Raw genomic sequence first — 14,718 nt, forward strand, 5'->3', positions numbered from 1 at the left:
AGCCGAGGGCAGGGGCTGATGGTCGCGATCCCGATCACCCGATCGATCTCGATCGACGACAGCGAACTGATAGAGAGCACGACGCGCTCGGGCGGTCCCGGCGGTCAGCACGTCAACACCACCGACAGCGCGGTGATCCTGCGCTTCGACGTCGGCCTCTCGCCTAGCCTGCCGCTGGCGGTGAAGAACCGCATCGCCGTGCTGGCCGGATCGCGGCTCACGCGTGACGGCGTGCTGGTACTCCGAAGCGAAGGCTCGCGATCGCAACTGCTCAACCGCCAGGAAGTCCGCGAACGCCTCGTCGCGTTGATCAAGGAAGCGACGATCGTCCCCAAGGCCCGCCGTGCGACCAAGCCGTCGAAGGCGGCGAAGGCACGGCGGGTGGATACGAAGAAGGTGCGCAGCGGGGTGAAGGCGGGGCGGGGCAAGGTCCGCGACGACTGAGTAACGGCGCTCTGCCGCTCTCACCGGCCTATCAATGCCCGTCACCCCAGCGAAAGCTGGGGTATCCTTGAGGAACGGACAGCGGCCGCCAACATGGAGACCCCAGCTTTCGCTGGGGTGACGGGAAGTGGCGAGTGGTAGTGAGGCTTCGGTGTTGCTCGACCTCGCCCCACCGACCAAGGAAGACACCATGTACCAGTTCGATATTTCCGCCGGCACGAAGGCCGATCTCTACCGCGACCTGCTCGCCGCGCTCGATGCGCTAACGACGGACGAGACCGATCCGATCGCCAATATGGCGAATGCGGCGGCGCTGGTGTGGGAATATCTCCCCGACCTCAACTGGGCGGGGTTCTACCGGCTGGTGGAAGGTGAGCTCGTCCTCGGGCCATTCCAGGGCAAGGTCGCGTGCATCCGCATCCCGGTCGGCAAGGGCGTCTGCGGTGCCGCCGCCGCGACGCTGATGACGCAACTGGTCGAGGACGTGCATGCGTTCCCGGGACACATCGCCTGCGACGCGGCAAGCCGGTCGGAGCTGGTGGTGCCGGTGACCAGGGATGGCGTGCTGATTGCGGTGCTCGATCTCGACAGTCCGGAGTCTGCGCGGTTCGATGCGGAGGATGCGGCGGGCTGCGAGGCGTTGGCGACGTTGCTCGGTCAGCGGCTCGGCTAACGCCGGTCCGACGCGCCCCGTTTCGGGACAGCACGCCTGCTGGCGACTCCATCGTGCGCTTGGTAAGCAACACCTCAAGATATCCGGCGTTTGCGCTGGATCGGGTGGCAAACCAGGGAGACGGACATGCGGATGCTTTTGATCGCGGGCGCGGGGCTGGCGTTGGCAGGCGGCGCGGCAGAAGCGCAGCGGCCGACCCCGGGTGCGAGCTATCCTGCTCCCGGTATTGCGATGCAGGCGCCGATGACCCGCCCGAACCGCCCCGGTCCGATCGCCGCGCGCGCACCTGTCGTGCGGGCTCCGACGCGACCGGTCAACGCTCAGCGTACGTCGCGCTGGGGCAGTAAGATCGGCGGTCGCTGGTGGGGTGGTGCGAACGCCCCAGGCGGCTGGGCCGGGTATCGTCGCCCGCACCGCGGCTGGGCCGTGCCGGGCTATTGGAACACGCCGCGCTTCTACGTCGGCGACTGGTCGAACTACGGCCTCGCACAGCCCCCCCAAGGCTATAACTGGGCGCGCTACTACGACGACGCCGTACTGATCGACTCGCGCGGTTCGATTTACGACACCGCGAGCGATATCGACTGGGACCGCGCCGGGGGTGGCGACTACGCGGCGATCAGTCCGCACGACTATGCGGCTAACGACTCGGTTTATGCGGGTCCCGACAAGCGCGGGTACGCTCCGCCTTACGAGGATCGCCCTGCACCGCGTCGCGACAACGGTCTGGGTGGCGCTGCGATCGGTGCAGTGGCCGGCGGCGTCGCTGGCAACGTCATCGGCGGGCGTGGCAATCGTCTCGGCGGAACGTTGATCGGTGCAGGTGTCGGCGCCGCGGCCGGCTATGCGATCGACAAGAGCGAAGATCGCGGTCGTCGCGCACCGCCGCCTCCGGGATATGGCGCAGGATATGCGCCGCCCGCATACGCCAGCGATTATCCGCCACCAGCGCCAGCCTACGGCGCCGGCTATCAGCAACCGCGCGGGTATACCGTAGCGCCGGGCGGTACCTGGACGTCGCCTGATGGCGCGACGACGGTGACGACGACTAGCGGCGGCGCGTATCCGGCCGGCTCGACGACGGTGGTGGTGCAGTCCGTGCCCGTTACTACGACCACCACCACGACCGAATATTATGACGCAGTACCGTTTCCGCGGAGGAAAGTGCGGCGCCGCCGGTGATTCAGCCGAGCATCCCGGCATAGGTCTGCGGCGGCTGGGGCAACAGCACGCGCGCTGCAATGCCGCCGCCGACTACGATAACGAGTGCCCCTGCGCCGACCACGAGTATCTTGCGCGGCATGGGACGGTCGGCGAGTAGGACGCTCGCCACCGCGGTCGCGATCATTGGCCACAGATGGTAGCGCAAGTCGGACGCGATGCTCAGGGCTGCGAAGCTCGCCTCGAGCGCAATCGCGGACACGAGCAATGCCATGGCGAGATCGCGGGCCGGATCGCGCGGGCGCGCGAGGCTCGCGGCAAGCGCGGTGATGGCGACAACGATCCACGCGATCGGCCATCCGAGCGGCGTCTCGACGACCACTGCCGTCAGCGCTTCCCAACTCCGGGCTGCGGCACCGGGGTCGGCCAAGCCTAGCGTATTCGGTTCGGACGCGGCGGGCGGCGCCGCGCTCGGCCAGTGGAACGGGACCAGCCAGCGATCGGTGGAGTTCAGATGCGCGAAGCGGTGCCCGGCATAGGCGATCGGATGATGCAGCGCTGCGGATGCCAGCGTGACGTACAGCGTCGCGGTCGGCAGTGCGCGCAGACGCTCCATCGTCGTCGCGCAATGCGCGTCGTCGCCGAGCGGATCCCAAAAGAACGGCTTGGCGCAACGGCGGGCGATCACGGTTGTCGCTTCCGACCGGGTGAGGCCGGTGGTGTCGCTGCCCGGTGCCCGTGCGGCGATGCCGGCAAGGTCGTAGAGCGCCTGCGTTGCCTCGACGCCGCTTGGTTGTGCGCGGAGCATCTGGTGGTTCACTATCGGTGCGACGGCAAGCACGAGCACCACCGCGACAAGCCCAGTGACAAGTTTCGCGAGCGGGTGCGTCGGGCGCGGGGCAAGCGTCACGAGCAGCGGAACGACGATGAAGACGGCGTTGGCGCGGACCAGCACGGCGTAGGCGAGCAGCAGCGCGACCGGCACGCACATCGCGCGGGGAAGCGGACGGCGCGCAAGACGCCACCAGCCGATGATGCCGACCGCCCCGAGCAGCGCGCCGGCGAGTTGCGCGTCCTTGAGGACGACGCCCTGCCAGCCGAGAAAGGGTGGGAGCAGGCCGATCGCAAGGATCGCGACGGCGCTGCGGGGCCGCCCGACCCGGGCTAGCGCGGCGGCGATCAGGCCAAGGCCGAGCCAGTAGGTGAGGAGTTGCAGAACGAGCATCGGTCTCGCGCCGGAGCCGAGCGGCGCGATCAGCGACCAGACGCGCGCCATCGCGGGAGGGTGCCAATCGTCGTACACGCCCGACAGGACTTGCTGGTATTGCGTGACGGTGTCGTACATCGCGGTGCCCGGCCAGAAGATCGCGAGCGAGGCGATCCACAGCGCGGCCGCGCCGATGGCGATGTGGCGCTGCGTGAGGCGGGCGGCAGGTTCGATCGGCATTTGCGGGTCCTGCACCGTTGACTCGGAGGGCTACGAAATCCTGCTGGCGGGACCTCGTGGCTGGCGCGACCTTTCGATGCGGCATGCGCGAGGGTCAAGAGATATAGGGCCGAAACGGGATGGTTTGCCCGGATCGGTCGGCCGGTCGGGTATCGCGACCGTCGGAATGCCGTGTCCGACAAGAAACGTACGCCCCATGCGCCTAGTCACCCTGACGAAGGTCGGGATCCAGAGCCACCAGTAGCTGCGGGCGGTACCCTGGGTCGGACGGCGAAGGTCGCGGTATCGTGCTCGTATTTCCCGCTAGGGGAGGTGGCGCCGAAGGTGTCAGGGAGGGAGGGCACAGGCGAAACGTTATCGCCTCCGCCCCCTCCGTCAGGCTAAAGCCTGCCACCTCCCCTTTGCGGGGGAGGATCGATTGCTCAGTAGTGGATCGCGCGGCCGTAGGCGGCGAGGACGCTCTCGTGCATCATCTCGGACAGCGTCGGATGCGCGAACACCGTCTCCATCAGTTCGGCCTCGGTCGTCTCGAGCTGGCGCGCGACGACATAGCCCTGGATCAGCTCGGTGACTTCCGCACCGACCATGTGTGCGCCGAGCAGTTCGCCGGTCTTCGCATCGAATACCGTCTTGACGAAGCCTTCCGCCTCGCCAAGCGCGATCGCCTTGCCGTTGCCGATGAAGGGGAACTTGCCGACCTTCAGCTCGTAGCCGGCTTCCTTCGCCTTTGCCTCGGTCATGCCGACGGACGCGACCTGCGGGCGCGAATAGGTGCAGCCGGGGATGTTGGCCTTGTCCATCTGGTGCGGCGAACCGCCGGCGATCTTCTCGACCGCGATGATGCCCTCATGGCTCGCCTTGTGCGCGAGCCAAGGCGCGCCGGTGACGTCGCCGATCGCCCAGATGCCGTCGACGTTGGTGCGGCCGTATCCGTCAGTCTTGATATGACCGCGGTCGGTCTCGACGCCCAACGCCTCCAGCCCGATATTCTCGGTGTTCGGCACGATGCCGATCGCGATGATCGCGTGACTGAAGGTCTCTTCCGAAACCTTGCCGTCCTTCGCCTTGATCTTGGCCGTGACGCCGTTCGCGGATGGTGCGAGACCCTCCAGACCGGTCTGGGTCAGCAGCTTGATGCCCTGCTTGGTCAGCGCCTTGTCCATGAACGCGGAGACTTCCTCGTCCTCGACGGGAAGGATCCGCGGGAGCATCTCGACGATCGTCACGTCGGCGCCCATGTCGTTGTAGAAGCTGGCGAACTCGACGCCGATCGCGCCCGATCCGATCACGAGGAGCTTGGTCGGCATCTCGGTCGGGACCATCGCATGGCGGTAGGTCCAGATCCGCTCGCCGTCGGCCTTGGCGAACGGCAGGTCGCGCGCGCGCGCGCCGGTTGCGACGATGATGTTCTTAGCTTCGAGCTCGACGGTCTTGTCGCCCTGCTTGACGCTGAGCTTGCCCTTGGCGGTCACGGTGCCGACGCCTTCGACGACGGTCACCTTGTTCTTCTTCATCAGGCCCTTGACGCCCGCGTTCAGTTGGCCGGCAACTTTCCGCGAGCGGTCGACGATCTTGGCGAGATCGAAGCCGACATTGTCCGCCTTGAGGCCGTAGCTCTCGGCATTCTGCATGTAATGATAGATTTCCGACGTGCGGAGCAGCGCCTTGGTCGGGATGCAGCCCCAGTTGAGGCAGATGCCGCCCAGCCGCTCACGCTCGACGATCGCGACCTTCAGGCCGAGTTGCGACGCGCGGATCGCGGCGACGTAACCGCCAGGGCCGGAACCGAGGATGACGAGGTCGAAGGTATCAGCCACGTGGAAGTCCTTTGGATTAGTTGGTTTCGGGCGGCACGGGCCGCGGTTTGCGATCGTCACCGACCGCCACGAAGATAAAGCGCGCCTGGGTCACCTTGCAGCTGTCGTTGCTGTGACGCGCGCGGCGCCACGCCTCGACCTCGATCGTCATCGAGGTGCGGCCGACCGCGATCAAGTGGGCGTAAACCGACACCTCGTCGCCGACGACGACCGGCATGTGGAATTTCATCGCGTCCGCTGCGATCGTGACGGCACGGCCGCCGCTGCGCCGGGACGCGACCGAGCCGGCAGCAAGATCCATCTGGCCCATCAGCCAGCCGCCGAAGATGTCACCATATGGGTTGGCGTCGGCGGGCATCGCGGTAACGCGGATCGTCGGGGCCTTGTTGGGAGGCAGGTCGGTCACGCTTCACTCCTGCGGGTCGTTTGGTCGAGACGGCGGGCGCGGCGCAGCGGTCCCACGCCCATCAGCATGGTCGCCACCATCGCCGCGGCACCGCACGCCCAGATCACGTCCTGCCCGAGCGGATAGGACCATGCCGCCGCCCAGGTGATCGCGATTGCAACGACGAGGCCTGCGAGGATGTGCAGGATCTCGATGCTCGTCTGCTTCATAGCGAAGCGGAACCGCGCACCCCCGTTCGCCCTGAGCGAAGTCGAAGGGTGTGAGACTCACCTGCTTCGACTTCGCTCAGCACGAACGGGGTGGAGGGGCGGGGTGAGGCAATCATGCTTTCGAGTTTACGCCAGCATGCCCAGCGGGTTTTCGACCAGGTGCTTGAACGCCTTCATGAACTGCGCGCCGTCGGCACCGTCGATCGCGCGGTGATCGAAACTGCCGGTTGCCGACATCACGGTCGCGACGGTCAGCTCGTCACCGACGACGTACGGACGCTTCTCGCCAGCACCGACCGCGAGGATCATCGCCTGTGGCGGGTTGATCACCGCATCGAACTGCGTGATGCCGAACATGCCCATGTTGCTGATCGAGGCAGTACCGCCCTGATACTCTTCAGGCTTCAGCTTGCCGTCGCGGGCGCGTGCCGCAAGGTCCTTCATCTGCGTCGAGATCGACGACAGCGAGGCGGTGTCCGCCCCGACGATGATCGGCGTGATCAGCCCCGACGGCGTGCTCACCGCGACCGAGATGTCTGCGCGTTGGAAGGTAATGAGCTGGTCGGGCGTGAACATCACGTTGCAGGTCGGCACCTGCATCAGCGCGACGGCCTGCGCCTTGATCAGCAGGTCGTTGACCGACAGCTTCACGCCGCGCGATTCGAGGCTCTTGTTCAGCTCGCCGCGCAGCTTGAGCAGCGCGTCGAGACGGATGTTCACGGTCAGGTAGATGTGCGGGACGGTCTGCTTCGACTCGGTCAGGCGCCGTGCGATGGTCTTGCGCACGTTGCTGAGCTTGGTCGCCTCATGCGGGATATCCGGCACGGTCGCAGGCTTGGCGGCGGGTGCCGGAGCAGCGGACACGGTCGTCGCAGCAGCCTCGGTCTTCGCAGCAGCAGGAGCCGCACCCGGCTTGGCGCTGTCGACGTCGGCCTTGACGATGCGACCCTTCGGTCCCGAACCCGACACGGCGCCGAGATCGATACCCTTGTCGGCGGCAAGACGGCGCGCAAGCGGGCTTGCCTTGACGCGGTCACCGCTGGCGGCGGGCTTGGCCGCGCCGGCATCGTCGGGGCGACCATGGTCCTCAGCCGACGCCTCGGTGCGCTCGACTGGCTTGGACTCGCTGCCGGTGTCGTTGGGATCCTTCGGATCGGGCTTGGCTTCCGATTCCTTCGCGGCGGGCGCGGGCGTATCGCTCTTGGTCGGCGCGGAAGAGACCGAAGACGCATCCTCGCCCTCTTCGGCGATGATCGCGATGACCGTGCCGACCTTCACGTTGTCAGTACCCTCGGCGACGAGGATCTTGACCACGGTGCCTTCGTCGACGGCTTCAAATTCCATCGTCGCCTTGTCGGTCTCGATCTCGGCCATCAGGTCGCCGGATTTCACGACGTCGCCCTCCTTGATCAACCATTTGGCGAGGGTACCCTCCTCCATGGTCGGGGACAGCGCAGGCATCTTGATCTCGATCGACATGGATTTCCCCAGGGCGTGACGTAACGGCATGCCTACTCGCGCCCCCGTCCGCTCGGGTCAACCCCGGCGCACTTGCGTATCGACCCGCCTCGGCCCAATTACCGGCAATAACGGGGGCTAAAATGCGCATTTATCTGGTGGTTATCGACGATAGTCCGGAAGCTGGCATCGCGCTGCGGTTCGCGGCCCGGCGTGCGGTAAAGACCGGCGGCGGCGTGGAGATCCTCACCGTTATCCCGCCGCAGGAGTTCATCGCGTTCGGCGGCGTCCAGGCGACGATCGAGGAAGAGGCACGGCTGCACGCCGAGGGGTTGGTCGCCGGTGCCGCGGGTACGCTGATCGAGGAATCGGGACTTCGGCCGTCGATCACGGTGCGTGAAGGCGAGGCCGCCAAGATCATCCGCGAGATGATCGAGGCGAACCCCGATATCGCGGCGCTGGTGCTCGGGGCTGCGGCAAGCGGGGCACCGGGCGAATTGATCGCGCATTTCGCGGGCACAGACGCGGGCGCGCTACCCGTTCCGGTCATGATCATTCCCGGATCGCTGACCCGCGAGGCGATCGACAGGCTCAGCTAGCGATCGGCTTGGATAGCAAAGGGCTGCCAACGACAGTCTGGATAAAATAGCGCCTAGCTGACTTCCATTGCGGGCTGGGTTGCGAGCAGTCGTTCGATACCGTCGATGCCGGTCTGGGTGAGTTGCAGCGCATCGAGATCGGCGTGGGGCGGCTCGATCAGCGACCGGGTCTGGAGTACCCGGATCCATCGGCCGAGCGTCGCGCGGGACATGCCCAAGGTGTCGGCGACCATGCCGATACTGGCGATCCGACCTTCGGCTTCGGCAACGTACACGATCAGCAGCGTCGTCCAGGCGTGATCGGCGAACAGGTCTGAGCCAAGCGTTTCGTCGCGCGCGCGCATGACCCCGAGCAAGCTCTTTGCGCGTTGCCAGAGGCGGTAAGGCATGTCCGCGGGGTCGATGACGTCGACCGCGGTAGGGATGGTCGAGAGCGTGCCGACGAGATGGCCCGTCTGACCGCTGCCGAGTCGCGACACCTGAACTTCCAGCGTCAGGATATCGCCCTCGCCACCGATGTAGCGCTTCCTGATTTTCGCGGAATTTCCGTTGGGTTGCAACGCGATGACCTGCGAGCGGTTACGGGCAAGATCATCGGGGTGGGTGATGGCGAGATAGGACAGCCCGACCAACTGTTTCTGGGTGCGCTGCAACAATGTCGCGACCGTTTCGTCGACCGCCTGGATAACGCCGTCACCGTTCGAAATAGAGTGGCCAATGATCATCGTCGTTCCTGCAGCCCCACGAACATCTTTACCAACCACGCCAAAATTTCTGCAACATGGATTATGCAGTTTCGTTTCAAGCCATTGGTAGGACGTACGAATAGTTGCTGGCGTGCTAAATATTGGTCGATTGTAAAAATATCATGATCGCGGCTTGAGCCGCGGGTCGGTTCGATCCAAGATCGTGGAATGTCCATCCTTGTCGCTCCGCTGCTACTTGCAGCCGCCGCCGCGTATCCTGCTCAATCTCCGGCACGACTGGAGGCCGATGTCACGACGATGGTCGGTTTCGGCACGCGTCATACCGCGTCGACCACGACCGATCCGAAGCGCGGCATCGGTGCCGCCCGGACCTGGGCCGCTGACCGGTTCAACGCGATTTCGGCAACCTGTGGCGGATGCATCACCGTCGACCGCATCTCGCGGCGCTTCATCGGACCGCGCGCACCGACCGGTGTCGTCGTCGAGGACGTGCTCGGTATCCAGAAGGGCCGCGATCCGAACCGCGTCGTGATCGTCGGCGCGCATATCGACAGCCGTGTCACCGACGTGATGAACGTGACGTCGGATGCGCCCGGCGCGAACGACAATGCGTCGGGCGTCGCGCTGGTGCTGGAGGCCGCACGACTGCTGTCGCAGCGCCAGTTCGACGCGACGATCGTCTACGCGGTGTTCTCCGGCGAGGAGCAGGGCTTGTGGGGTGCCGAACTGCTCGCCGACACCGCCAAGGCTCGCGGCTGGCAGGTCTCGGCGATGCTCAACAACGATATCGTCGGCAACACGGTCGGGCAGGGCGGCGTGCGCGTCGCTGACAAGGTTCGCGTGTTTTCAGAAGGCATTCGCGCATCGGAGGATCTCGTCGCTCAGCAGGGGCGCAGGGCGGAGGGCGGCGAGGACGACGGTCCCAGCCGCGCCTTGGCGAAGGCGATCGACGGAATCGCACGCGGTATTCCCGGTGGACTGGATGTGATGCTCGATCGCCGGCCGGACCGGTTCGGGCGCGGCGGCGATCACGAGCCGTTCCTGAAGCTCGGCTATCCCGCCGTACGCTTCTCGGTCGCGGCAGAGAATTGGGACCGCCAGCACCAGGATCTGCGCACCGAGAAAGGCGTGGTCTACGGCGATACGATCGCCGGCATGGACTTCCCGTACCTTGCGAAGGTGACCGCGATCAACGTTGCGACGCTGTCGCGAATCGCCAGCGCACCCGCGGCGCCCGAGGAAGTGTCGATCGCAGGAGCATTATCCCGCGACACGACGGTGAAGTGGACTGCGGTACCGGGCGCTGCCGGCTATCGCGTGCGGTGGCGCCGCAACGATGCGCAGAGCTGGGCCGAGACCCGGGATGTCACAGGGACTGGGACGGTCCTGACGCAGGTTCCGGTCGACGACAATTTCGTCGGCGTGTCCGCGCTTTCGGCTGCGGGGGCGGAAAGTCTCGTGAGCTTCGCCGGGCGCGAACGGCGACGTTGAACGTCGCGTCCGTCAAGCTGCTCGCGGTCGATTAGGCCGCGGCTGACGCTCTCCAGCGCCGGTTGGCGAGCGCCCGCGCTTCCTCGACGGGCAGGGGGCGACCAAAGTAGAAGCCTTGGACCTTGGTGCAGCCGAACTCCTGGACCATGCGGTGTTCGGCCTCGGTCTCCACGCCCTCTGCCGTCGTCGCCATGTCCAGGCTCTTCGCCAGCGCGATGACCGCGTGGACGATCGCAACCGCCTCGCGCAGCCCTTTGGCGGCGTCGCGAACGAAGCTGCGGTCGATCTTGATTGACGAAAAGCGGGTGCGGCTGAGATAGCCGAGTGAGGAATAGCCGGTCCCGAAATCGTCGAGACTGAGGCGGACGCCAAGATCGAGCAGGCGTTCGAGCACCTTCGTCGCGCCAAGCCCCTCATGCATGAAGACGCTTTCGGTGACCTCGAGCTCGAGGCGCTCGGCCGATAGCCCGGTGTTTGCCAGCGCGGACGTGACGGTGGTCACGAAGCTCGGATTCTGGAGCTGATTGGCGGAGATGTTCACCGCGATGCGAATGTCCGACGGCCATTTGGCCGCTTCCTCGCACGCTGTACGCAATACCCAGGCTCCGATAGGAGCGATCAGGCGCGCATCCTCGGCGAGCGGAATGAACTTGCTCGGTGCAATGGTGCCGTACGCCGTGCTGACCCATCGCAGCAACGCCTCGAAGCCCAACAGGGCGCCGGTGCCGGCGTCGACGACCGGCTGGTATTCGAGATGCATTTCGCCATTCTCGACGGCGGTGCGCAGCGCCAGTTCCAGCACCCGGCGCTCCTCGGCCTTGACGTGAAGTTCGGGCTCGTACGTCCGGTACACGCCGCGCCCGGCATCCTTGGCACGGTACAGCGCCAGGTCGGCGGAGCGCACGAGCATCTCGGCGGTACGACCGTCACGCGGGCCGACCGCGATGCCGACGCTGACCCCGATGTACAACGTATGTGCGTCGATCTCGTAGGAATGGGATAGCGATTCGATGATCCGCTGCGCCAGGCGTTCGATCGCGACGGTATCGCTCGCATCGCGGACGATCACCGCGAACTCGTCGCCGCCGAGCCGGCCGCACAGATGATCGTCGTCCATCAACTGAGCGAGGCGTTCGGAAACCTGGCCAAGCAAGCGGTCGCCGATCGGGTGACCGAGCGTGTCGTTGACCGCCTTGAAGCGATCGAGGTCGAGCATCATGAACGCATAGCGGCCGCCCCAGATGTCCGCCTCCGCCATCGTCTTCACCAGCGTCTCGTTGATCATCAAGCGGTTGGGCAGGCCGGTGAGCGTATCGAACCGTGCCATGCGGTTGATCTTATCCGCCGATGCGCGCTGTTCGGTTACGTCGGAGCACACACCACGAAAACCCACAAATTCGCCGTCGTCGCCAAAGCGGGGCGAGGCCGCGAGTTCCCACCAGCGATCCTCGCCACCGATCTGCACCAACAACCGCAAATCGCGAAAGCTCTGCCGCATCTTCATCTTTTCGGCGAGCGTGCGCAGGCCGGCCGTGAAGTCGCCCGTATCCCAGCTTGGCCCCGCCAGCACCTGCAGGAACGGCATGCCCTCCAGGCCCCGCGCATCGAGCCCGCAGGCGAACGCGAAGCGCGACGACGCCCGGACGATCCGTCGTGCGACATCGGTTTCCCAGAGCCAGTCGGCGCCGGTTTCCTCGAACTCGCGCAGCAACAGGCTGACCGTCTGGTCGCGTTCGTCGAGTGCGATCTCGGCAGCGCGGATCAGGACGAGCGTCCGCGCGCGGCTGACGCAGACGATCATCAACATCAGCGTGAAGCCGAAGATCCCCACCGCGGCTGCGCTGGCGCCGGCCATCGCCAGCTGGACGACCATCGCCGTGCCGAGATACCCGAGGAAGATCAGCGTCGCGAGCGCGAGCGGCGCCATCGCGAACGCCGCCGCGATCATCAAGACCGCAAGCGTTATGCCGAGGCCCGCGGTCGTTCCCGACGGTGCGTGGGTACAGAACAGCACGGGCACGATCGACCATGTAAGACCGAGCGCGAGTCCCTCCCATCCGGTGTTCCGGACGTCGCGGACGCTGGCATAGCTATCGCCGCGATGATTCGTCGCGAGCCGACGAAATCCGACGACCAGTGCAACCGCGAGAATCGAGACGGCCCAGCCGACGATCTGCCAGGTCGGAACGAATCCACGCACCAGAAAGGCCGTGGTCAAGGTCGCGCAGATGTTCGCGACCAGCACGAACAACGCCAACCTGCGCCCCGCAAAGAGCTGCGCGGCACGGATACGGCTCCATTCGAGATGATCCACGCCGCCGCGCAATCCAAGCAACGTCGGCGTATCCACCGTGAACCGGCGTGATGGAGAGGGTGATCTGATGTTCACGGGGTCAGTGTAAAACAACCTGGTTAGCAGATCGTTGGTAATCCACCGAATTGGATGTAATTAACACCCGACATGATGCTAAGTGCTGGACGACACGTACTTTGTCGGCACGAACTTTTCTAGTGTCGGTCCGAGTCGGGATGGTTTCACGCTGCAATGTCATACGGCTTTATATCGCCGCTGAGGTAAAGATTACGCGCTTTCGCACGGCTGAGCTTGCCCGACGACGTGCGCGGCAAGGTGCGTGGCGGGATCAGTTCGATCAGGCAGTTCATGCCCGTCACCGAACGGACGCGCTCGCGGATCTCGTCGCGCAGGCGCAGGCGTTCGGCTTCGTCGGAGCTGCGGCACTGGACCAATACGGCGGGGGTTTCCTCGCCGCCGGGCGTCGTGATCGCGAACGCGGCGATGTCGCCGGCCTTGAAGCCGGGAAGCTGTTCCACTGCCCATTCGATGTCCTGCGGCCAGTGGTTCTTGCCGTTGACGATGATCATGTCCTTGGCGCGGCCGACGATGTAGATGTAGCCGTCCGACATATAGCCCATGTCGCCGGTATCGAGCCAACCGTCGGCCATGCACGCCTCGGTCGCGGCATCGTCGCGGAAATAGCCGACCATCACCGACTTGCCGCTGCACCATACCTTACCGATCGCGCGATCGGGGAGCGGCGTGCCGTCCTCTTCGCGGATTTCGATCTGCATGTCGCGGACCGGCTTGCCGCAGTTGACGATCGCGCGATACCGCTGTGGGCGGTCACCGCCGCGGCTACCCCCCGAGAGCTGGGTTTCCTCGACGAGTTCGACCCGGATGCCTTCGCCGGGCGGCATCAGCGAGACCGCGAGCGTCGCCTCGGCAAGGCCATAGCTCGGCAGGAACGCGCTGGCCTTGAAGCCGGCATCGGCGAACGCGTCGACGAACGACTGCATCACGTCGGGACGGATCATGTCGGCGCCATTGCCCGCGACGCGCCAGCGCGACAGGTCGAAGCGGTCGCTCGCCTTGGTCTGCGACGACATGCGGCGCGCGCAGATATCGTAGCCGAAGGTCGGCGAATAGCTGAGCGTCGTGCCTTCGTTCCGGCTGATGAGATCAAGCCACGCGAGCGGACGGCGCGCGAAATCCTCGGTCTTGAGGTAATCGGTCGAGACCTGGTTGGCGATCGGCGACAGGAAGCAGCCGACCAGCCCCATGTCGTGATACCAGGGCAGCCACGAGACGCAGCGATCGGTGTCGCAGACTTCCATGCCGTGGCTGTGCGCGGCGAGGTTGTTGAGCAACGCGGCGTGCGTGATGACGACGCCGTGCGGGAAACGCGTCGAGCCGCTGGAGTATTGCAGGTACGCGATGTCGTCGGGGTTTGCCTCGGGCAACGTCGCGGCCGGTGCCTCGCGCACGGCGAACTCGGACCAGTCGATGCCTACGGTACCCGACAGGCGTGCGGCCTCGCCGGCCATCTGTGCCAGTTCGGGCGGGAAGATCAGCATCTTCGGATCGCAGCTGGCGAGCTGGACGCGGAGCTGTTCGATGTACGAATCGCGGCCGCCGAACGAGGTTGGCAGCGGCAGCGGCACGGGCCATGCGCCGGCATAGACGACGCCGAAAAACAGCGCCGCGAACTCGGGACCGGTCTCCGCGACCAGCGCGATGCGATCGGCAGGCGCGACGCCGGCGGCGATCAGGCGATCCGCCATCGCACGCGCGTCGGTGCGGAGTTGCGAATAGGGGTAGGGCTGCGACAAAGTGCCGCGGGCGTCGTGAAAATTAAGCCCGCGGTTACCGCTTGCGGCGTAATCGAGCGCTTCGCCCAAGGTGCCGAAATCGGCGAAGCGGCGCGGCAGGGCGTCCTGGGTCGGCGTCGCGGTGATCGCGGTCTGGCCGTCCTTCTGAAGCGTCTCGGTCGTCATCGCAGTTCCTGTC

Annotated in this window: 13 protein-coding genes; 5 read left to right on the forward strand and 8 right to left on the reverse strand. The window is 65.8% G+C overall.

The genetic code is table 11. The annotated features are described in order from the left end of the window. Window positions 1–18: 18 nt before the first annotated feature. The 3 genes from arfB (at window position 19) to IFR23_RS01155 (ending at window position 2,299) form a co-directional block, all read left to right on the forward strand. Window positions 19–444 (forward strand): alternative ribosome rescue aminoacyl-tRNA hydrolase ArfB, encoded by a 426-nt coding sequence (gene arfB, locus IFR23_RS01145; RefSeq protein WP_192974356.1) that lies wholly within the window; start codon window positions 19–21, stop codon window positions 442–444. Between the two features lie 190 nt (window positions 445–634). Continuing rightward, a complete protein-coding gene (locus IFR23_RS01150; protein WP_192974615.1) occupies window positions 635–1,117 on the forward strand; it encodes a GAF domain-containing protein in 483 nt (160 codons plus the stop codon). A 126-nt stretch (window positions 1,118–1,243) separates the two neighbouring features. Continuing rightward, entirely contained in the window at window positions 1,244–2,299 is a 1,056-nt protein-coding gene (locus tag IFR23_RS01155; protein ID WP_192974357.1) for an RcnB family protein, read from the forward strand. Window position 2,300: 1 nt separating this feature from the next. Here the strand turns inward: IFR23_RS01155 and IFR23_RS01160 are convergent, their stop codons facing one another. The 5 genes from IFR23_RS01160 to IFR23_RS01180 all read right to left on the reverse strand — a co-directional run bounded on the left by IFR23_RS01160 (window position 2,301) and on the right by IFR23_RS01180 (window position 7,636). After that, entirely contained in the window at window positions 2,301–3,725 is a 1,425-nt protein-coding gene (locus tag IFR23_RS01160) for a hypothetical protein (RefSeq protein WP_192974358.1), read from the reverse strand. Window positions 3,726–4,147: 422 nt separating this feature from the next. After that, on the reverse strand, window positions 4,148–5,542 hold the full coding sequence (lpdA, locus tag IFR23_RS01165) for a dihydrolipoyl dehydrogenase (RefSeq protein ID WP_192974359.1): 1,395 nt from the start codon (window positions 5,540–5,542) through the stop codon (window positions 4,148–4,150). 16 nt (window positions 5,543–5,558) lie between these two features. Continuing rightward, entirely contained in the window at window positions 5,559–5,900 is a 342-nt protein-coding gene (locus IFR23_RS01170) for an acyl-CoA thioesterase (protein WP_107952653.1), read from the reverse strand. Between the two features lie 44 nt (window positions 5,901–5,944). Continuing rightward, window positions 5,945–6,157 (reverse strand): hypothetical protein, encoded by a 213-nt coding sequence (locus IFR23_RS01175; RefSeq protein WP_192974360.1) that lies wholly within the window; start codon window positions 6,155–6,157, stop codon window positions 5,945–5,947. Between the two features lie 126 nt (window positions 6,158–6,283). After that, window positions 6,284–7,636, reverse strand: a complete 1,353-nt coding sequence (locus IFR23_RS01180; protein WP_192974362.1) for a pyruvate dehydrogenase complex dihydrolipoamide acetyltransferase — start codon at window positions 7,634–7,636, stop codon at window positions 6,284–6,286. Window positions 7,637–7,758: 122 nt separating this feature from the next. Between IFR23_RS01180 and IFR23_RS01185 the strand changes: the two genes are divergently transcribed. Next, the gene (locus IFR23_RS01185) at window positions 7,759–8,214 is read left to right on the forward strand and encodes a universal stress protein (protein WP_107961690.1); all 456 of its coding nucleotides are present in this window, start codon (window positions 7,759–7,761) and stop codon (window positions 8,212–8,214) included. Between the two features lie 53 nt (window positions 8,215–8,267). Here IFR23_RS01185 and IFR23_RS01190 read toward each other — a convergent pair whose 3' ends face one another. Continuing rightward, on the reverse strand, window positions 8,268–8,939 hold the full coding sequence (locus IFR23_RS01190; RefSeq protein ID WP_192974363.1) for a PAS domain-containing protein: 672 nt from the start codon (window positions 8,937–8,939) through the stop codon (window positions 8,268–8,270). Between the two features lie 189 nt (window positions 8,940–9,128). On the opposite strand from IFR23_RS01190, the gene IFR23_RS01195 reads away from it, so the two are divergent. Continuing rightward, window positions 9,129–10,412 (forward strand): M20/M25/M40 family metallo-hydrolase, encoded by a 1,284-nt coding sequence (locus IFR23_RS01195; RefSeq protein WP_192974364.1) that lies wholly within the window; start codon window positions 9,129–9,131, stop codon window positions 10,410–10,412. 31 nt (window positions 10,413–10,443) lie between these two features. On the opposite strand, the gene IFR23_RS01200 is transcribed toward IFR23_RS01195, so the two are convergent. Continuing rightward, the gene (locus IFR23_RS01200; protein ID WP_446740878.1) at window positions 10,444–12,801 is read right to left on the reverse strand and encodes a putative bifunctional diguanylate cyclase/phosphodiesterase; all 2,358 of its coding nucleotides are present in this window, start codon (window positions 12,799–12,801) and stop codon (window positions 10,444–10,446) included. 146 nt (window positions 12,802–12,947) lie between these two features. Beyond that, window positions 12,948–14,705, reverse strand: coding sequence for a fatty acyl-AMP ligase (locus IFR23_RS01205; RefSeq protein WP_192974365.1), 1,758 nt, complete (start codon window positions 14,703–14,705; stop codon window positions 12,948–12,950). Window positions 14,706–14,718 lie beyond the last annotated feature (13 nt).

The organism is Sphingomonas sp. CFBP 13603, from assembly GCF_014892665.1.
In the GTDB taxonomy this organism is placed as follows: domain Bacteria; phylum Pseudomonadota; class Alphaproteobacteria; order Sphingomonadales; family Sphingomonadaceae; genus Sphingomonas.